The sequence below is a fragment of the Corynebacterium sp. UD i78 genome (assembly GCF_056280545.1).
Map to the genome: position 1 here is coordinate 2,240,200 of NZ_JBWCED010000001.1, position 18,780 is coordinate 2,258,979.

The window sequence follows — 18,780 nt, forward strand, 5'->3', positions numbered from 1 at the left end:
CGTTAGCGTGAACGCCATGGCCACCACTTCCCCTGAGCTGCCCACCCTGACCTTCACCGACGAGCCGGTGCGCATCGCGCACGTCCGACTGAACCGTCCGGAGAAACTGAACTCCCTGACCCTGGGCGTCCTCGATGAACTCATCGCGATCGCCGGGACGATCCGCGCCGACCGCAGCGTCCGCGCCGTGGTCATCGCCGGTGAGGGACGCTCCTTCTGCGCCGGCCTTGACTTCGCGTCCGCCATGAAGAAGCCGCAGGCCCTGGCGGCGAGTTTCGTGCCGCGGCCGTGGCGGGGCACCAACCAGTTCCAGGAGGCGTGCTGGGCGTTCCGCCGTCTGCCGGTGCCGGTCATCGCCGCGGTGCACGGCCACTGCTTCGGCGGCGGACTGCAGCTGGCGATGGCCGCGGACTGGCGGTTCACCACCGCCGACGCACAGTGGTCGATCCTCGAGTCCAAGTGGGGCCTGATCCCGGACATGTCCGGGCTGCAGTCCCTGTCCCAGCAGCTGCGGGCGGACATCCTCAAGCGGCTGACCATGACCGGCGAGATCGTCGACGGGGGCAAGGCCGTGGAGTTCGGCCTGGCCAGCGAGGTGGTCGACGGTGAGAGCTCAACGCAGGACGCCGTGGTGGACGCAGCGGTCGAACTCGCCGCGCAGATCGCCACCCGATCCCCCGACGCCACCGCCTACGGCAAGAAGCTCGTCGACGAGACGTGGACCCGCGGGGCACGCGCCACCTTCGCCCTCGAGCGGATCCGTCAGTTCCGGTTGCTCGTGGCGTCCAACACGAAGGTCGCCCAGAAGGCCGCGGCGAAGAAGATCACCCCGGTCTTCACCCGCCGCAACGTGCGGTAACTACTCCGCTGCCCACTGCACCGGGTCGTGGGAGAGCAGTGCCGGATCGGCGAGTGCGGCGTCCCCGATGGAGGCGTCGATCCAGGCCCGTGCCGCGGAGGCCTTCTCCGCGTAGGTCTCCCCCGGCAGCTGACGCAGCGTCACCGCACCGTCCCGTTTCGCCAGGCGCTGACCGGTCGGCCCCAGCACCAGCGGGACGTGCACGTACTCCACCTCCGGCAGTTCCAGCAGATGGGCGAGATAGGCCTGCCGCGGTGCGGAACTGAGCAGGTCGTCACCGCGGACGACCTGGTCGATGCCGGCCAGCGTGTCATCGACGACGACGGCGAGGTTGTAGGCGAAACCGGTGTCCTGCGCACCACCGCGGCGCAGCACCATGTCGTCGACGTCCCCGGTGTACCGGCCGTCGACCGCCTCGTCAGAGAACACCTCAGGCACCGACCATTCGGTGACCTGCGCGCGCAGCCGAAGCGCCGGAACGCGCCCCACCGCCGCCAGTTCCTCCCGCTTCTGTTCACGCTGAACCTCGGTGAGATCCCGGCAGGTTCCCGGGTAACGGCCCGGCACGGCGTGGGGCGCACGGGCTGCCTCGGCGATGTCCCTGCGCGAGCAGTAGCACTCGTAGACCAGGCCGTCCTCGACGAGCCGGTCGAGGGCGACCTCGTAGCGTTCCAGGGTGTCCGACTGCCGGGCGAGCGCTCCGTCCCAGGTCAGTCCCACCGACTCCAGGTCCTCCAGCTGCCGGTCGGCGGAGAGCTCCGAGGAACGGGCGGCGTCGATGTCGTCGATGCGCAGCCGGAATCCGCGTCCGGTGGAGCGTGCCCACGCTTCGGCGAGTACCGCCGTCCGCAGGTTTCCGAGGTGCAGGTCTCCGCTGGGACTGGGCGCGTAGCGGCCGTTGCCGTGGGTCATAACTCACAGGGTAACCGCAGGGTCTCCGGCGTAGCCTGGGTGGTGTTCCCACACCACCACACCACGACCGTCATACCGGGAGGTACAGACATGACCGACAGGAAGCCGTCCGACGGTTCCCAGGACTTCAACGGGCTGTTCGACATGATCCGCGGACTGCGCGAGGACTTCGCTGCCAGGCGTCCCCGCCTGGAGATCACGAAGGACGCCGAGGACCGTGACATCCGTGCCGCCGTGCTCAGCGTCCTCGCCGCCACACCGTCGACCGGAGCGGGGGTGATCCGGGCGATCACCGAGCGGTCCACCGACGACCGGGAGCCGGCCGCCGCCGAGGTCTACCCCACCCTCCAGCTGCTCGTCGACGAGGGCCTGGCCACCGTCGCCGATGATGAAGGACGCCGCACCTTCACCCTCACCGAGGCGGGACAGGACGAAGCCTCCGCCACCGGAGACGAGGACACGGACGCCGATGACTGGGCCGGATTCTTCGCCCCGTTCCGCAGTTTCGCGGAGAACACACCGTTCGCCGGGAGCTTCGCCGGAGCCCGCGGTGACCTGCCGAAGGCCGGGGTGAAGCTCAGCCAGGCGGTGCACCAGACCGTCGTCGGAGGTGACGGACAGCAGGTCGAGAAGGTCACCGCACTACTCGACGAGACCCGCCGGAAGATCTACGGCATCCTCGCTGAGGAGTCCACCGAAGAGACACCCGAAAACACCGGGGAGTGAGCACACCCCGCCCCGGCGGTCACCGGCTCCGGGCCCGCTACCGGCGCATCATGGCCTTCGGGCTGTCCGTGATGCTGCAGGTCTGGTGGTTCGACCTGGTGCTGCCCCGGATCGGCCTGCGGGCCTGGAGCCGGAAAGGCCAGACGAAACGGTTGACCGGGACCGCCATGCGGTTCCGTCGGCTGGCGACCGACCTCGGTGGCCTGATGATCAAGGTCGGGCAGTTCATGTCCACCCGCATCGACATGCTCCCACCACAGGTCACGGATGAACTCGCCGCCCTGCAGGACAATGTCCCCGCTGTCGGATTCGCCGAGGTCCGCGCCCAGGCCGAGACTGACCTGGGGATGCCGTTGTCGCGCGCCTTCGCGACCTTCACCGGGGAGCCGATCGCCGCAGCCTCGCTGGGGCAGGCCTACCGGGCGCGACTCACCCCCGCCCTCGCCACTGAAGCGGGGTACACCGATGTCGTGGTGAAGGTGCAGCGCCCCGGAATCGCCGAGGTCGTGGAGGTGGATCTGGCCGCGCTGCGGAAGATCGCCGGCTGGTTGGCGAAGGTTCCGTTCATCGCCGGACGCGCCGACGTGCCCGCACTCATCGAGGAGTTCGCGGACACCAGCCACGAAGAGATCGACTACCTTCACGAAGCTGCGGAGGCGGCGTCCTTCCGGAAGGAGTTCGGAGACGCCCCGGGCGACGGTCCGCGGACCCGCGCGCCGCAGATCGTGTGGGAGCGCAGCACCCGCCGCGTCCTGACACTGCAGGACGTCACCGCGGTGAAGATCAGTGACGTCGCCACATTGCGCGGTCTCGGGATCGACCCCTCTGACGTGGCCGTGCGGCTGGCCGAGGAGATGTTCACGCAGCTGTTCACGACCGGACATTTCCACGCCGACCCGCACCCGGGGAACATCTTCGTCACGCCGGGGCTGAAGCGTAGCGAGTTCACGCTCACCTTCATCGACTTCGGGATGACCGGGCACATCGATGACACGCTGCGGGACGGGCTGCGGTCGTTGGTCATCGCCGTGGGGCTGCGCGACGGCCCCGGGATGGTCACCGCTATGCAGTCACTGGGCGTGCTGCTCGACGGGGCGGACACCGACACGCTCGCCGAGGCGATGACCGAGCTCTTCGACCGCTTCGGCGGGATGGCCGTGACCGATCTGCAGCACGTGGCCCCGAGGGAGTTCGAGGAGTTCGCGCACCGGTTCCGCGACGTGATCCGGTCGATGCCCTTCCAGCTGCCGGAGAACTTCCTGCTCATCATGCGTGCGGTGTCGATGCTGTCGGGGCTGTGTTCCACGCTCGACCCGGAGTTCAACATCTGGGAGTCGGTGACGCCCTTCGCAACGCAGCTGATCCGGGAACAGGCCGGCGCGTCGGCATCGGAGATCGCCCGGCGTGCCGTCTCCTCCGCGGCGGCGACGGCGAAGACCGTGGTCGCCCTTCCCGGACGCCTCGACCATGTGATCGGGGTGGTCGAGAGCGGCGACCTGTCGGTGAAGACGCCGCAGGTCGAGCACCAGCTCAAGCGGCTGGAGCGGGCGGCGGTGCGGGTGGTCGCGGCGATCATCTTCGTCGGTCTGGTGGTCGGCGGGGCCGTGCTGCGCGGGTCAGCGGGCGCCGGGGACTCGTGGAGTACCGCGGCGAACGTGGTCGGCATCGTGATGATGGGTCTGTCGGTGCCGCCGCTGCTCTACGCGGTCTTCGGTGGTCGCCGGGTCAGCTGAGCACGCTGACCGCATCCCCGACACGGAGGACGCCACCGGTTCCGGAATTGCTGCCGACCTCACCGGAACCCGTGGCATCCGTGGGCAGCAGGAGGACGCCGAGTGTCGGTTCGGTCTGGCCGACCTCCTTGGTCAGCACCTTGAGCAGGTTCGCGTCGCGGACGCCGGTGTCCGGGTTCGCGGTGACCGCCATGCAGCGCACGATGGTCTTCTGCGCGGTGAACCGGACCTCGCCCACGGTGAGGTCGGTGTTGTCCGCCGCCCAGTCCAGCTCGGTCCAGGCAGGAACCCCGTCGATGACGACGTTGGACCGGAACCGGCGGTCGTCGAGAGGCACCTCTCCGTTCGCGGCACCGTGCGCGGCACCGTTCGCCTGCTCCAGCTCCCTCACCGACTCCTCCGAGTGCAGGGAGACGAAGCCACGCGGCCGGTCCTGGAACCGGGCGCTCTCCCCGTCACCGACGAGTTCCAGGGGAAGTCTGCCCGTACGCCTGAGCCTTTTCGCGTCCGGACCTGCGAGGATCCAGTCGGCCAAGGCATCACAGATCTCGCGGCGTCCTTCCTGGTCAAGCCCTGCGGAGACCAGGACCGCATCATTGTCCGTGCGGTCACGGAAGCTCAGCGTCCTCCCGTCGAAGTCGACGCGCAGCCGGGCAAGAGTCGGGAAATCCTGCAGGCACAGTCCCTTCGCCTTCGGCCAGTAGTCCAGACCGTCCTTCTCCTCCGGTGTGGCGGAGTCCGCGAACCGGACGGCGAGGACGCGGTCCCCGGCGATCCGGCCGTCCGGCTGGACCGTCAGAGACTTACACGGTTGCGGAGTGAACCCCTTGACGGGGTAGCGGTAGAGCGCTGCAACGTTGCCGACCTTGCTGACCTTGCTGACCTTGCTGACCTGGGCATCCTGGGCATCCTGGGCATCCTGGGCATCCTGGGACATGACGGTTAATCTACCTTGATCAGCAGCTTGCCGAAGTTCTTCCCCTCGAGCAGACCGATGAAGGCCTCCGGAGCGTTATCCAGGCCCTCGACGATGTCCTCCTTGTGGACGATGGTGCCGTCGGCGACCTTCGGGCCGATCTCGTCGAGGAACTCGTCGTAGTGCTCGGCGAACTCCGTCTGGATGAACCCACGGACCAGCACACTCTGCGTGAGGATCGTGTTCATCGTGGCGGGCAGCCGGTCATGGTCTCCCAGGCCACCGGTGTTGTAGTCGGCGACGAGCCCACACACCGGCACCCGCGAATACAGGTTGAGCAGCGGACGCACCGCGTCCCACACCGGACCGCTGACGTTCTCGTAGTAGACGTCCACCCCGTCCGGACAGGCGGTCCTGAGGTTCCGGTAGAAGTCCGGGTCACGATGGTCGACGGCGGCGTCGAAGCCGATACCCTCACTGACCCAGGCGCACTTCTTCTCACCACCGGCGATGCCCACGGCGCGGGCCCCGGCGAGCTTGGCCAGCTGGCCGACCATCGACCCGACCGGTCCGGACGCCGCGGCAACCGCCACGGTCTCCCCCTCCTGCGGCTTGCCGATGAACTTCATACCGGCCCAGGCGGTGAATCCGGGCATACCGAGGACGCCGAGTGCGGTGGTCTCCGGTGCACCGGAGGTCCGCACCTTGCGGACGGTGTGGACCTTGGCCGCGGGGATGACGGCGGCGTCCACCCAGCCGGTGCGCCAGAGCACCCGGTCACCTTCGGTGAAGTCCGGGTTCTTCGAGGCGACGACCTCGCTGACGGTCTCGCCCTCCATGATGCCGTCGACGGGAACAGGTGCGGCGTAGGACTTCGCGTCACTCATCCGGCCGCGCATGTACGGATCGAGAGAGAGGTAGTGGACCTTGACCTCGATGTCACCGTCAGCGAGTTCGGGAAGCTCGACGTTCTCTGTGCGGAAATGCTCCGGGCCGGGTGCCGCTTCCGGACGGGATGCGAGGACGATCTGGCGTGCGGTGCGGGTGGTCATGCTGTACCTGGTGCTCCTTGACGAGGGGGTGATTGTCCTCCCCGAGGGTAGCTACGGTACCCGCGCTCAGGCCGAGAGCCCGTAGGTCGGGTGGTGCAGGGTGGGTTCAGCGGACCTGTCCACCCTGAGGCACTCGACCTGGCACCAGAGAGGCGCCGGCAACGACTCGACCGGGTGGTCCGACGGCCCGGAAACAACCTCCCGGGTCGTAGCCGGCGCGGTCAGGTCCGGGGGCCCTCGCCGGATAGACTGGTCAACCATGACTGACTCTGCGTCCGAGCCTGCCTCGAAGCCGGCGCCCGAACAGACCTCCCCGGCGGCCTTCCCCACCGACACCACCTTCGATCTCGGCACCAGGATCGGCGAGGTGGACGGTGCCCCGGTCCACGGCCGCACCGGCGTGATCCACACCCCCCACGGCGACATCCACACTCCCGCCTTCATCCCGGTCGCCACGAAGGCCACGGTCAAGACGCTGACCCCGGAGCAGGTCCGCTCCACCGGCGCAGAGGCGATCCTGTCGAACGCATACCACCTCTACCTGCAGCCCGGCGAGGACATCGTCGACACCGCCGGCGGCTTGGCCGAGTTCGAGAACTGGCACGGCCCGACCTACACCGACTCCGGCGGATTCCAGGTCATGAGCCTGGGTGTGGGCTTCAAGAAGGTGCTGGCGATGGACGTCGCCAACCTCACCGACGCCGATATCCGCGCCGCGAAGAAGGAGCGGATGGCGCAGGTCGACGAGGACGGTGTGGACTTCAAGTCCGTCATCGACGGCTCCATGCACCGCTTCACCCCGGAGAAGTCGATGCAGATCCAGCACGGTCTCGGCGCGGACATCATGTTCGCCTTCGACGAGCTGACCACGCTGGTCGACACCCGCCGCTACCAGGAGGAGTCCGTCGAGCGGACGCACCGTTGGGCCCGTCGCTGTCTCGTCGAGCACGACCGGCTCACCACCGAGCGGACGCACCGCCCGCTGCAGTCACTGTGGGGTGTGGTGCAGGGCGCGCAGTATGAGGACCTGCGGCGCAAGGCCACCCGCGGTCTCGTGGAGCTGTCCGCAGAGGCGGAGAAGGAAGGACGCCGCGGCTTCGGCGGCTTCGGTATCGGTGGCGCGCTGGAGAAGGAGAACCTCGGCACCATCACCGGCTGGGTGTGTGATGAGCTTCCCGATGACAAGCCCCGCCACATGCTGGGGATCTCCGAGCCGGATGACCTGTTCACCTGTATCGCCGCCGGTGCGGACACCTTCGACTGTGTCGCCCCGACCCGGTTGGCCCGCCGTGGTGGTGTCTACACCCTGGACGGTCGACTGAACCTCATGGCGTCCCGTCACAAGCGGGATTTCATCCCGATCGACGCGGAGACCGGCGGCTACGTCAACGAGCACTACACCCGCGCGTACATCCACCACCTCCTCAAAGCGAAGGAGTTCCTCGCGGGGACACTGTGCACCCTGCACAACATCAACTTCATGATGACGCTGACGCGCAACATCCGGACCGCCATCGAGGAGGGACGCTTCACCGAGTACCGCGACGAGTTCCTCGGCCGCTACTATGCGGACAAGGCTCCGGAACTGCGCGGGAGGTAGCGCAGGGCGCAGCTATCCCTGCGCCCCACCGATCCGGGTGTGCACCTCCGTCCGCGACGAGTACATCGCCCAGACCTGATCGGCAACGTCGCCGGGGTCGATCGCGTCCGGACCTGCATCCGGGGTGCCCTTGACTGTCCCGTCGACGACGATCTCACCGGCGTACACGCCCTGACCACGCAACCGCGCGGCGAGCAGTCCGACGAGCTTCGTCTTGGCGGCGCACTCCAGGGCCACGCCGTCGCCGCCGAAGGAGACCGCGTAGGCGTCCTTCCGGTCGTCCCGGAGGCCGAGGGCACCGTTGACGACGAGCACCGCCCCGCGCTGGGATTTCAGGTCGTCGAGTGTGGCCTGCACCGTGCTGACCAGGCCGGACACGCCGATATCGAAGACCCGGCCGACGGTGTCCGGGTCATCGGAGAGCACGTCCCCGACGATGACGGAGCGGTAGGCGGTGAACACGACCGCGGACACCGGCCCGTGCCGGGCCTGTACCTCACGGACCGTGTCACTGATGGACGCCGGGTCGGAGGCGTCCCCGACGAAGGCATGGGCCTCGGTACCGGCGTCCCCGAGTTCGGCGACGCCGGTACCGAGGCGTTCGGTGTTGCGTCCGACCAGCGCCACCTTCCAGCCTTCGCGGCCGAAACGGTGGGCGATGGACCGGGAATTGCCGGGTCCGTACCCGACGATGAGGAGAAGAGACATGAGGCTGCACTCCTGGGGTGTGGTGGGGCCGGATGGTGGGCACCCGGCCCGGAATGTGTGGTACACCCCACACTACGCCCGCGTCAGGCGTCCACCCGGTCCTTCACCGGCTCATCATCCATCTTCTCGATCGCACCGGAGGCGTAGGCCTTCTCCAGCTTCTCGCCCTCCACGTCGAACGTGGGGAGAATCCGATCCAACCACTTCGGCATGTACCAGGTGGCACGCCCGGTGATGAACATCAGCGCAGGCACCAGCGTCATCCGGATGAAAAAGGCGTCGAAGAGTACGCCGGCACCGAGGGCGAAACCGAAGACCTTGATGAACGGCAGCGGCTGGGCGATGAAGGAGGCGAACACGGCGATCATGATCAGCGCGGCCGCAGTCACCACACGTGCACCCATGCCGAATCCCCGGACCACGGAATCCTCGACGGCGTTGAAATTCCCGGCTGATCCGTCAGCCACTGCCTGGTGAGAGTGCTTGGTCCACCTCTCCCTCATCCGGGACAGAATGAACACTTCATAATCCATGGCCAGCCCGAAGGTCACGCCGATGAGGAAGATCGGCATGAAGCTGATCAGCGGGCCCGGCGAGTCGATGAGGCCCCATAGGCCCTCCTGCCAGAACAGCACCGTCACGCCGAAGGCCGCGCCGATGGAGAGCAGGAACCCGGCCGCCGCGACCAGCGGCACCATCAGCGAGCGGAACACCATCAGCAGCAGCACCAGTGCCAGACCCACGACCAGCCCCAGGTAGACCGGCTTCGCGTCCTCCAGCCGGTCGGTGACGTCCTGCTGGATCGGAGTGAACCCGGTGATACCCATGTCCACCCCGGTCTCCGCCTCGATCCGGGACTGCTCACTGCGCAACTGGCCGATGAGCTGCACCGTCTGTTCGTCGATCGGCCCGGTCGTGGGCGTCACCAGGATCTGCGCGGTCGTACCGTCCTCCGACGCGCTGATGAGCTGCGAGTGCTCCACACCGACATTGTTGCCCAACTGGTCCTTGATCACCACGAAGGACGCCTGGGCCGGGTCAATTCCACCGTCCACCAGCGGTTTCAGCGACTCTGCCGCCGGGTCGACGTTCTCGGCGTCCACGATGACGAGCAGCGGGGAGTTCCGCCCCGCACCGAAGCCGTCCTCGATGAGTTCGGCGGACTTACGCTGTGTCGTCGACTCCGGCGAGGTCATGTCCGAGGGCAGCGAGAGCTGCAGGTTCTTCGCCGGCAGGGTCAGCAGCACCAGGACCGCGATGACGATGACCACGAACAGGCCCGGGGCACGGTGGATCAGCATCACCCAGCGGGTGCCCAATGTCGGCGCATACGGATTGCGGGCCTTGCGCGCGTCACCCGAGGTCCCACCGAACCGTCCGGACAGTCGGGCGAGAACATCCGGCTTCCGACGCTTCCCGTGGCGTCCCCGTGCCGGGGAGCTGTCCGGGATGTCACCGCGACCGAAGGCGGCGTCCTTCCGGAAGACGCGGTCCCCGGCGAAGCCCAGCAGTGCGGGAAGCAGCGTCAACGCGACGAGCACGGCGATGAGCACGATGGCCGCGGCGGCGAAGCCCATGTAGGTGAGGAACTCGATGTTCGCCAGGGCCAGACCGACGAGAGCGACGACGACCGTCAGCCCGGCGAAGACCACCGCGGAACCGGCCGTACCGACCGCCAGACCCACGGCGTCCGGCCTCGATCTGCCGTGACGCAGTTCGTCCCGGAAACGGCTCATGATGAACAGGGCGTAGTCGATACCGACGGCAAGTCCGATCATGATGCCGAGCACCGGGGTGATGGGATGTTGTTCAGCTGCACGAAGGCCGTCGCACCGGTGATGCCCAGCGCTCCCAGGCCCACACCGATGAGCGCGGTGATCAGCGGCAGGCCCGCGGCCAGCATCGACCCGAAGGTGAAGACCAGGACGATGAAGGCGACGATGACGCCGATGACCTCACTGATCGGCTCGATCTCGATGGGGTCGCCGAAGCCGGCGCCACCGGCCTCCGCCTGCAGCCCGGCGTCGCGGGCGATCTGCAGTGCGTCGTTCACCGCGTCCTTGTCAGCGGTGGTGACGTCCGCGGGCAGGTCGACGTCGAAGGAGAAACTGGTGGTGCCGGTCGTTCCGTCGGCACTGACCAGGGCGACATTCGCGGCGTCCGCCTCGGCGACCTGCTGCGACAGCCCCATCTCCGTCTCCGAGGAGATGAGCAGGTCGGTCTGGGCGTCGTTCGCGGTGACCGGGTCGGTGAGTTCCTCGCGGGCCTCATCGGTCAACGCGGAGACGTTGTCGCGGACCGCGTCGACGGACTCCTCCACTGCGGCAGCGACCTCCGGGTCGGTGAGCGTCTTCCCCTCGGGGGCCTGGTAGACGAGGGTGACCCCGGCGTCCTCCATCGGATTCTTGGTGCCGGGGAACTTGTCCATCAGCATCTCGGTGGCGTGCTGGGAAGGCACGTCGTCGATCGAGAAAAGGTCGTTGTACCCCTTCTGGAACGCCGTGGAAAGACCACCGACCACCACGAGGACGCCGAGCCAGACCACGAGAACGGACTTCCGGTGGAGGAAGGACCAGCGGCCGAGGCGGAAGAGGAAGGTAGCCATGGCCGACCATCCTAGGCGACATGGCTGGGAAGGCTGAGGAAGACCCGGAAAGATCCCGGACCGGCTACTCGGCCCCGGAGGTCACGACCGTTCCGCCCTTCACCGGGTCCGGCCCGCCGGCCGGGGAGGCCCGGGCGAGGGCGGCGGCGAACATCCGGCCGCGGGCGGCGTTGCCCTCGGCGTTGTAGTGCACGTCGTCACCGTCGAGGAACCAGTCCATGTGGTCGGCGACCTCGGAGGCCCAGTCCCACACGACGGCGTTGGGGTAGTCCTTCATGGTGTTCTCGAGGATCTCATTGAATTTCTGCATGTTGGCGTCGGCGTAGTAGCCGTCGTCGATGCGGGTCTTCGCGGTGGACCACATGACGCGCTGACCGTCGAGCTGGTCCATCATCATGCGGACGCGGGTCTCTTCGTCGTAGTTCGCGCCGGCGGCGACGTTCGCGGCGTCGTTCACACCGGTGCCGATGACCCAGCAGGTGCCCTCGGGCTGGTCGTAGGTCAGCAGTTCCGCGACGGAATCGACCGCTGACGGGTAGTCCTCGAAGCCCTCGGTGGTGTTGCGTCCACCGAAGACACTGGTCTCGACCTCAGGCGCGCCGTGCTCGATGTACTGGTTCTCGCCGACGTCGTCAGGGTCGGGCAGCATCTCCGGGTTGAAGATCCCGAGCGAGGTCGAATCACCGACGTGGATGACCTTGGTGCAGGCCATCTGGCTGACGCCGTCGGCCGCAGCCTCGGCGGCGTCGGCCCCGTCGGCGGTGACGGGGCCGTCGTTCTCGACCTCCATGGCCTGGCCGCCGGTGCCGTCGGTGGACGCGCCGGACGCACCGCCGTCCGGGTCGGCGAGGACGGCGGGTGTACCGATGACGATGACGGCGGAGAGCACCACACCGGAGCCGGCCCCGGCGTAGCGCTGGATCCGGCCACGGCGCTTCACCGGGACGGCCTTGTCGAGCTTCCACTCGGCCCACCAGTCCTTCACCGGACCGACCACGCCGTGGCGGCGGACCGGGTCCTCGAAGTACCTCCAGCTCAGGGCGGAGAGCACCACGGAGATACCGGCGGTGAGCACGAGGGAGAGCAGCAGCCTGTCCTGGACCCAGCCGGCCGGGAGGAAGGCGATGACGGGCATGTGCCAGAGGTAGATGCCGTAGGACCGCTCGCCGAGCCACCGCATCGGCAGGCAACCGAAGACGGCCGACCACACACCGGTGGGGCGCAGCACCGCGAGGATCGCGCACACCGCGGCGACGCTGAGCAGGGCGATGCCACCCTGGTAGAGGAACATGTCGTCCTGGTCGACGAGGATGACCATCGCGAGGATGCCGGCGACACCGACCAGTCCGAGGACCGCGGCGGCGGGCCCGTTGGGCTGCGTCGACTTCCCGGCGGACCGACGGGACGCCAGCCAGACGGCCAGGGCGGCGCCGAGCAGCAGTCCGCCGGCACGGGTGTCGGTGCCCTCGTAGGCACGGGTGTTGTCCGCACCGTCGGTGGCGAGCCACCACATCAGCCCGAAGGACGCCGCAGCGAGGACGACCGTCGCCCAGGCCACCAGCGTGCGGCGGCTGCGCAGCAGGAACAGCAGCCCGAGCAGGATCAGCGGCCAGACCAGGTAGAACTGCTCCTCCACCGACAGGGACCACATGTGGTCCAACGGCCCCGGACCGCCGAAGTTGTCGAAGTAGGACGCCTCGGAGAAGATCGTGTGCCAGTTGTTGACGTAGAAGAACGTCGAAAGCCCTTCACCGGCCCGGTCGGTCAGTGCGCCGCGGTCGAGGGCGACGGTGAGCAGGAGGACGGCGATGACCGTGACGATCATCGCGGGGGCCAGGCGCCGGAAGCGGCGGAGCCAGAAGGTCTTCAGGCCGAGGTTGCCGCGCCGGCCCCAGGATCGCATGAGGTTGGCGGTGATGAGATAGCCGGAGAGGGTGAAGAAGACACCCACTCCGAGCAGTCCGCCGGGGACGCCGCCGACACCCAGGTGGAAGAGAATCACCACGGTGACCGCGAGTGTGCGCAGTCCGTCCAACCCCGGGACATACGTCGTCCCCTTGTCCACCGGCTTCGGCACTGTGCCCTGACCTTCTTTCTGCTGTGGTCCACCCTTGTTCCGCCGGAGACAACCGTAGCAACGGGGTCGGACAACTCCGCATCACAGCGAGGTGAGAGCCGTACACTCCGCAGAATGCCCGTTTCTGACCACCCCTCCCCACCCCCGTGGCAGGTGACATGACAGAACCCCGGCACCGGGGATCCGGTACCGGGGTTCTTTTTCCGGCGGTGGCGGAGGGATTTGAACCCCCGGTTGCTATTACACAACACTCGCTTTCGAGGCGAGCACCTTCGGCCGCTCGGACACGCCACCGTGGAACAGGGTAACGCACCGGGGTCGGTAACGGAAATTACTCTCCGGCCAGCTTGTCCAGGCCGCTACGGACGGCGCCCTTGGCCTTGTCGCCCTTGTCACCCTTGGCGACCTTGTCGATCGCGCTGTCGGCGGCGCCCTCGATCTTGTCGCGGTTGTCGGAGACGGCGCCCTTGGCCTTGTCCGCGTACTTCTTCAGGTCATCGATGCCCATGGTGGTTCCCTTCGGAGAGTCGGTGGTCCGGGGGTGGAGGCCCGGCCGGTGTGGCCGACAATACACACTCCGGCCCGGTCACCGTCGGGAACTGAAGAACTCCCGGACCAGATCCTCACATTCGTCGGGCAGCACTCCACCACGGACCTCCAGTTCGTGCAGCGGGGATTCGCGGGCCACGTCGAACACCGAGCCGCAGGCCCCGGTCCGCGGCTCCCACGCCCCGAAGACCACGGTGCGCACCCGGGCACCGACCATCGCCCCGGCACACATGGCGCAGGGTTCCAGGGTGACCACGAGAGTGCAGTCGGTCAGCCGCCAGGCGTCCCCGTGGGTGACCGCGGCGGCCCGCAGGGCGAGGACCTCGGCGTGCGCGGTGGGGTCGGCGTCCGCCTCCCGACGGTTCGTCGCCACGGCGAGCTCGGTGCCGTCGGGAGCGTAGACCACCGCACCGACCGGCACATCACCGTCCGGGGTGGACGCCGCGACCTCCAGTGCCCTGGCCATCCGTGCGCGGTCACGCACCGTGGTCGCGGGGTCCGGCAGTCCGTCGCCGATCAGGGGACTATTCGTCGCCGACAAGGTCAGCGAGCTCCTCGTCGAAGAGGTCGGCGAGCTCGTCCCCGAAGCCCAGGTCTCCGGCAATGGAGAGCAGCTGGTCGGAGGCGTAGATCTCGGCGTCGTCGAAGAGGACGGAGAGGGACTGCTCACCGACGCCGAGGTCGGTGAGGATGCCGAAGTCACCCTCGGGCCAGGGGGCGTCGGGGTCGTCGGCCTCCTCGATCTCCTCGTCGGTGGGGGCGTCGAGACCGAGCTCGTCGAGGATGTCCGCGGCGAGCCGCACCCCGTCGACCTCGGGATCGTCCTCGTCCTCAAGGGCGACGGTCGAGTCACCGAGCAGCAGTCGGGCGCCGCCCGGGGCGGGGCGCACCAGGGCAGCCCAGTCATCGTCGACGGAGACCAGTCCCAGCAGGACACCCTCCGCACGCATGTCCCGCAGCCGACGGACCAGCGGGGCCAGACCGTCGGGAACGGACCGTTGCACCACGCGCAGATTCCAGACCCCGTCGGTGAGGTGTGCTGCGACGACGAAACCACTCATGGGCGCTACGGTAGTCGGCTTTGTGCCACACTTGGTAGGTGACTTCTCCGAATCCCGACCTGACCACCGCACATGTCGACGGACAGCCTGCTGCCCACCCCCGTTCCCCCGGACGGTCCGGTCCGGTGTGCGTGCTCGGAACGGGTCTGATCGGCGGCAGTCTGCTGCGTGATCTTGCGGCTGCGGGAACCCCCGCCTTCGGGTGGAACCGGTCGACCGCGACGGTCGAGGCGGCATCCTCCGACGGTTTCGACGTCTCCGGCGATCTCGTCGCCACATTGACCCGCGCCGAGCGGGAGGACGCCCTCATCGTGCTCGGTGTCCCGGTCCCCGCACTGCCGGCGATGCTCGAGGCGGTGGCCACCCATGCCCCGTCCTGCGGGCTCACCGATGTGACCTCGGTGAAGGGTGAGGTGCTGCAGCTGGTCGAGGACCACGGCCTGTCCCGACGGTTCGTCGGTGGCCACCCGATGGCCGGCACCGCGGACTCCGGCTGGGACGCGACCCAGGAGGGGCTGTTCCACGGGGCGGTGTGGGTGGTGACGACCGACGGCGCACCGGCGGACGGCACCCCCGAGGACGCCGACTGGCTGCAGGTCTGGTGCCGGGTCGTGGACATGGCGGTGCAGGTCGGTTCGGTGGTCGTGCCGGCCCGCGCCCGGAAGCATGACAGGGCCGTCGCCCGCATCTCCCACCTCACCCATGTCCTCGCCGAAGCGCTCGCGGTGACCGCGGACCAGGGCGGGGCGCTGGCGCTGTCCCTGGCGGCGTCGAGTTTCCGTGACGCCACCCGGGTCGCCGGTACCGAACCGGGCCTGGTCCGGGCGATGTGCGAGAACAACCGGGAGGCCCTGGTCACCGCGCTCGACGAGGCGATGGAGCTGCTGGCCGAGGCGCGGGAGAATCTGGCGGACCCGGAACGGGACATCTCCGGCCTCGTCGACGCCGGTCATGACGCCCGGCTGCGCTACGAGGCGCGGGCCGGGCGGGTGAAGGGCGGGCCGACGGACCGGCCGTACATCCAGCTGCGTCCCGGCGCCGCCGGCTGGCTGGACCAGCTGCACTACGCCGAGAGCATCGGCGCGCAGATCGGGCTGCTGGAGGTCTGACCGGCGACCCGGCGTCCCGCTATGTCTCGGCGGGAGGGACGGAGTCCGGGACCTGGCACTCCGCCACACCACCCTCGCTGCCGAGGTCGGTGATCACCGGGGCGAGCGCCTCGGCCAGAGCGGCGGAGGCCTCCCGGGCGGTGGCGTCGGTGGCGTCACCGGGCACGATCGTGAAGGCGACGGGGACCTGGTGGTCGGCTTCGCCGACGAGCCCGAACTCGCGGAACAGGTAGGTGCCGTCGTTCTCGTCACCCCAGCCGCCCTTGAACCGGGCGCCCGGCAGCTGACCGAGACCGTCCCGGTGCTCGTCGACGACATGCCCCATCTGGTCGAGGATCTGCTCCGCGCCGGGGAGGCAGGCCATGCGGTTGGCGAAGATGACCTGGTTGTCGAGGGTCCAGTAGATGTCACCGAAGCCCTCGTAGTCCTCCCGGTCACGGTCCCCCTCGGCGTCGGTGGGGTCACCGGCCTGCCGGAAGACGCCGTCGACGGCGGCCGAGGACTCCTCCTCGGTGCCGAGGGACTCCCAGAGCCGCAGGGCGGCGTCATTGTCCGACCGGGTCAGCGCGAGAGTGAGGTCGTCGGCGAGGACGGTGGGGTCCTGCCCTGCGTCCAGCGCGTTCTGGACGGCGGCGAAGGCGATCGGGACCTTGACCGTGGACCAGGCGTGCAGATCACCGGACTCACCGGCGTGGACCACGCCGCCCCCGGCCCGCAGACTGATGCCCACCTGGGCATCGAAACGTTCGCTGATGTCGTTGACGACAGCCTCGATGCGGCGGGTCGCATCCTCGGCCTGCTCCTGCGCGGTCGGGCGGGACGCCTCGGTCGCCGCGCTCTCCAGGGCAGACTGTTCCCGGTCTGCCGAGCTCTCGGAGGAGGACCCGGAATTCAGGGCCGTGACGACGACAGTGACGCTGAGAATCAGCAGCAGGATGGCGCCGAGGGTCCACAGACCCGCGGTGCCTCCCCGGCTCTGCCCGTCTCTTCCGTCTTCGTTCCAATCAACCACCCCACGACCATAGAGCATCAACCTGTGGATGGGCGCAGGAGACGGAACGGGCTGTTCAGCAGGTCGATTCCACGCCGTGGGCGCTGCCGAGGGTGCCGCCGAGCTGGTCGACGATCTCACTGAGGGCCGCGGAACCGGCCTCGTAACTGCCGTCCGGGGAGGTCACGGCGACAGCCACCGGGACCAGGGTGCCTTCGGCACCGGGCACCAGCCCGAACTGGCGGACCTGGTAGCTGCCGGAGGCGTCGGGGCCCCAGCCACCCTTGTAGCGCGCATCGGGGATCCGGCCGAGACCGTAGTCCTGCCCGGCGGAGATCTGCCCCATGGCGTTGAGCACCGGCTGCGCCCCGGTGAGGCAGGAGAGTCCGTCGGCGAACCGCACCTGGTCGGTGGTGGACCACAGGGTCTGACCGAAGGAGGTGAACCCGTCGCGAACAACCCGGGTCTGCACGGTGGTGGATTCGTCACCGCCGTCACGCAGCACCTCCTCGACCTTCGTACCGGCGGTGGCGGGGTCCCCGAGGGAATCCCAGAGTGCCTGGGCGGCGTCATTGTCGGACGCGGTGATCGCGGAGGTGACGTTGCTCTGGACTGTCGCGGCGTCCGACAGGGAGCTGCCGTCGTCGACGGCGCGCAGTGCGGCGACGGCGACCGGGACCTTGCTCGTCGACCAGGCGGCGGTGGTCTCCAGGTCACCGGCGGTGACGACCGTGCCGTTGTCGAGGTAGGCCAGCGAGTAGGGGACGTCGACGTCCACCTCCGCGCCGTCGGCGGAACCGGTGGCCGGTGCGGCAGTGGTGGACGTGGCGGGACCGGTGGGGTCCGGCGCTCCGTCGTCGGTGACGGTGACGACGGTCTGCCCGGCGTCGGCGTCCTCATCGTCGACGGTGCCGATGACGCAGCCGCTGAGTGTGACGGTGATGAGGAGTGCGGTGACGACCGCGGGGACGACCGCGGGGATGAGCGGTGCGGGACGCCGGTCAGGCGATGTAGACATGGGCGTCGTTGCCTCCGGTGCAGTGGATGTAGCTCCCCTGGTCCGAGCAGCTCATCGTGTAGGTCCGGCCGGTGGTCGGGCTGGATGCGGTGACGGTCTGGTCGGTCTTCCGGTCGACGCGGTAGGCCTCGACATAGGCGTTGCGCACGTTCTCGGCGAAGCCCGGGGTGGTCGGGCCGGACAGCCAGATGGAGTTGAAGTTTCCGGTGGGCTCACCGTTCGACGCCGCCGCATTCACCGGGGTGACGCCACCGGGCAGGTCGGCGCTGGTGGGCCGGGCCTGGGAGGCGGTGGTGCTCGGGGCGGAGTCATCGCTGTTCCCGGTGCCCCCGGTGTCCCCGGCGTCCGGCGGCACGACAACCGTGGTGGTCGCCGGGGAGGACGCACCGTTGTCGGAGTCGTCCGAGCCGAAGAGGTTGTTCCACTGGGTGGCCAGCAGGACGCCGAGGGCGATGACCAGCAGGATCACCACGATGACCAGGGCGATCTTCGTGCCGTCACCGCCACCGTTGCCCTGCTGGTCCTGTCGGTACTGCGGCCCCTGCGGCCCCTGGGGCCCCTGGGGTTGCTGCGGGTCCGGCAGATACCCCTGAGGCTGGTTCTGGCCCTGCTGACCCTGCGGGCCCCACTGGCCGGACTGGAAGGGATTGTGCTGGTAGCCGCCGGCGCCGGCTGCCCCCGCAGCACCTGCCGCACCGGCCTGTCCCGGGGTCACCGGAGGGAAGATGCGGGTGGCGTCATCCTCGCCGCCACCGGAACCACCCGGTACGCCACTCCCGGATCCTTCCGGGGGTGTGTAACCCCAGCCCTGGGTCATTGTGTTTCCTTCCGTACATTTTCCTGAGTCAGGCTTCAGTGTATGCC

General features: G+C 68.6%; 16 protein-coding genes, 1 tRNA gene and 1 pseudogene. 5 read left to right on the forward strand and 13 right to left on the reverse strand.

Features of this window, described 5'->3' with window-relative positions:
- Positions 1-16: 16 nt before the first annotated feature.
- Positions 17-859, forward strand: a complete 843-nt coding sequence (locus ACZ9GM_RS10510; RefSeq protein WP_291474654.1) for a crotonase/enoyl-CoA hydratase family protein — start codon at positions 17-19, stop codon at positions 857-859.
- Here the strand turns inward: ACZ9GM_RS10510 and gluQRS are convergent, their stop codons facing one another.
- Positions 860-1,771: a tRNA glutamyl-Q(34) synthetase GluQRS gene (gene gluQRS, locus ACZ9GM_RS10515; RefSeq protein WP_291474653.1), complete on the reverse strand. Its 912-nt coding sequence runs from the start codon at positions 1,769-1,771 to the stop codon at positions 860-862.
- A 90-nt stretch (positions 1,772-1,861) separates the two neighbouring features.
- Between gluQRS and ACZ9GM_RS10520 the strand changes: the two genes are divergently transcribed.
- Both ACZ9GM_RS10520 and ACZ9GM_RS10525 read left to right on the forward strand, forming a co-directional pair.
- Positions 1,862-2,497: a PadR family transcriptional regulator gene (locus ACZ9GM_RS10520; protein WP_291474652.1), complete on the forward strand. Its 636-nt coding sequence runs from the start codon at positions 1,862-1,864 to the stop codon at positions 2,495-2,497.
- Positions 2,494-4,230, forward strand: coding sequence for an ABC1 kinase family protein (locus tag ACZ9GM_RS10525; RefSeq protein WP_476037795.1), 1,737 nt, complete (start codon positions 2,494-2,496; stop codon positions 4,228-4,230). Before ACZ9GM_RS10520 ends, ACZ9GM_RS10525 begins: the two co-directional genes overlap by 4 nt.
- Here the strand turns inward: ACZ9GM_RS10525 and ACZ9GM_RS10530 are convergent.
- Together ACZ9GM_RS10530 and ACZ9GM_RS10535 are read right to left on the reverse strand one after the other, a co-directional pair.
- On the reverse strand, positions 4,223-5,167 hold the full coding sequence (locus ACZ9GM_RS10530; protein ID WP_476037796.1) for an MOSC domain-containing protein: 945 nt from the start codon (positions 5,165-5,167) through the stop codon (positions 4,223-4,225). The two genes, ACZ9GM_RS10525 and ACZ9GM_RS10530, sit on opposite strands and share 8 nt — an antisense overlap.
- A 5-nt stretch (positions 5,168-5,172) precedes the next feature.
- Positions 5,173-6,198: an NADP-dependent oxidoreductase gene (locus tag ACZ9GM_RS10535; RefSeq protein WP_291474649.1), complete on the reverse strand. Its 1,026-nt coding sequence runs from the start codon at positions 6,196-6,198 to the stop codon at positions 5,173-5,175.
- 259 nt (positions 6,199-6,457) lie between these two features.
- On the opposite strand from ACZ9GM_RS10535, the gene tgt reads away from it, so the two are divergent.
- Positions 6,458-7,798 carry a tRNA guanosine(34) transglycosylase Tgt gene (gene tgt / locus ACZ9GM_RS10540; RefSeq protein WP_291474648.1) on the forward strand — a complete coding sequence of 447 codons (1,341 nt, stop codon included), beginning with the start codon at positions 6,458-6,460 and terminating at the stop codon, positions 7,796-7,798.
- 12 nt (positions 7,799-7,810) lie between these two features.
- Here the strand turns inward: tgt and ACZ9GM_RS10545 are convergent, their stop codons facing one another.
- The 7 genes and pseudogenes from ACZ9GM_RS10545 to ACZ9GM_RS10575 all read right to left on the reverse strand — a co-directional run bounded on the left by ACZ9GM_RS10545 (position 7,811) and on the right by ACZ9GM_RS10575 (position 14,798).
- On the reverse strand, positions 7,811-8,506 hold the full coding sequence (locus tag ACZ9GM_RS10545) for an SDR family oxidoreductase (protein ID WP_291474647.1): 696 nt from the start codon (positions 8,504-8,506) through the stop codon (positions 7,811-7,813).
- 83 nt (positions 8,507-8,589) lie between these two features.
- Positions 8,590-11,111: pseudogene (locus ACZ9GM_RS10550) on the reverse strand (MMPL family transporter).
- A 64-nt stretch (positions 11,112-11,175) separates the two neighbouring features.
- Positions 11,176-13,188 (reverse strand): acyltransferase family protein, encoded by a 2,013-nt coding sequence (locus ACZ9GM_RS10555; RefSeq protein ID WP_476037797.1) that lies wholly within the window; start codon positions 13,186-13,188, stop codon positions 11,176-11,178.
- A 207-nt stretch (positions 13,189-13,395) separates the two neighbouring features.
- Positions 13,396-13,482: transfer RNA gene (locus tag ACZ9GM_RS10560), tRNA-Ser, on the reverse strand.
- A 37-nt stretch (positions 13,483-13,519) separates the two neighbouring features.
- On the reverse strand, positions 13,520-13,696 hold the full coding sequence (locus tag ACZ9GM_RS10565; RefSeq protein WP_291474644.1) for a hypothetical protein: 177 nt from the start codon (positions 13,694-13,696) through the stop codon (positions 13,520-13,522).
- Positions 13,697-13,774: 78 nt separating this feature from the next.
- The gene (locus ACZ9GM_RS10570; RefSeq protein ID WP_476038346.1) at positions 13,775-14,203 is read right to left on the reverse strand and encodes a nucleoside deaminase; all 429 of its coding nucleotides are present in this window, start codon (positions 14,201-14,203) and stop codon (positions 13,775-13,777) included.
- 58 nt (positions 14,204-14,261) lie between these two features.
- Positions 14,262-14,798, reverse strand: a complete 537-nt coding sequence (locus tag ACZ9GM_RS10575) for a tRNA adenosine deaminase-associated protein (protein ID WP_476037798.1) — start codon at positions 14,796-14,798, stop codon at positions 14,262-14,264.
- Positions 14,799-14,923: 125 nt separating this feature from the next.
- Between ACZ9GM_RS10575 and ACZ9GM_RS10580 the strand changes: the two genes are divergently transcribed.
- Complete coding sequence (locus ACZ9GM_RS10580) at positions 14,924-15,907, forward strand: prephenate dehydrogenase (protein ID WP_476038347.1); 984 nt, start codon at positions 14,924-14,926, stop codon at positions 15,905-15,907.
- Between the two features lie 19 nt (positions 15,908-15,926).
- Here ACZ9GM_RS10580 and ACZ9GM_RS10585 read toward each other — a convergent pair whose 3' ends face one another.
- From ACZ9GM_RS10585 to ACZ9GM_RS10595, 3 genes are read right to left on the reverse strand one after another with little or no spacing between them, the layout of a single operon-like run.
- Positions 15,927-16,919 (reverse strand): hypothetical protein, encoded by a 993-nt coding sequence (locus ACZ9GM_RS10585; RefSeq protein WP_291474642.1) that lies wholly within the window; start codon positions 16,917-16,919, stop codon positions 15,927-15,929.
- Positions 16,920-16,974: 55 nt separating this feature from the next.
- Positions 16,975-17,916, reverse strand: a complete 942-nt coding sequence (locus tag ACZ9GM_RS10590) for a serine hydrolase (protein WP_476037799.1) — start codon at positions 17,914-17,916, stop codon at positions 16,975-16,977.
- Complete coding sequence (locus tag ACZ9GM_RS10595; protein WP_476037800.1) at positions 17,900-18,733, reverse strand: hypothetical protein; 834 nt, start codon at positions 18,731-18,733, stop codon at positions 17,900-17,902. The genes ACZ9GM_RS10590 and ACZ9GM_RS10595 overlap by 17 nt, the downstream gene beginning before the upstream one ends.
- Between the last annotated feature and the right edge of the window lie 47 nt (positions 18,734-18,780).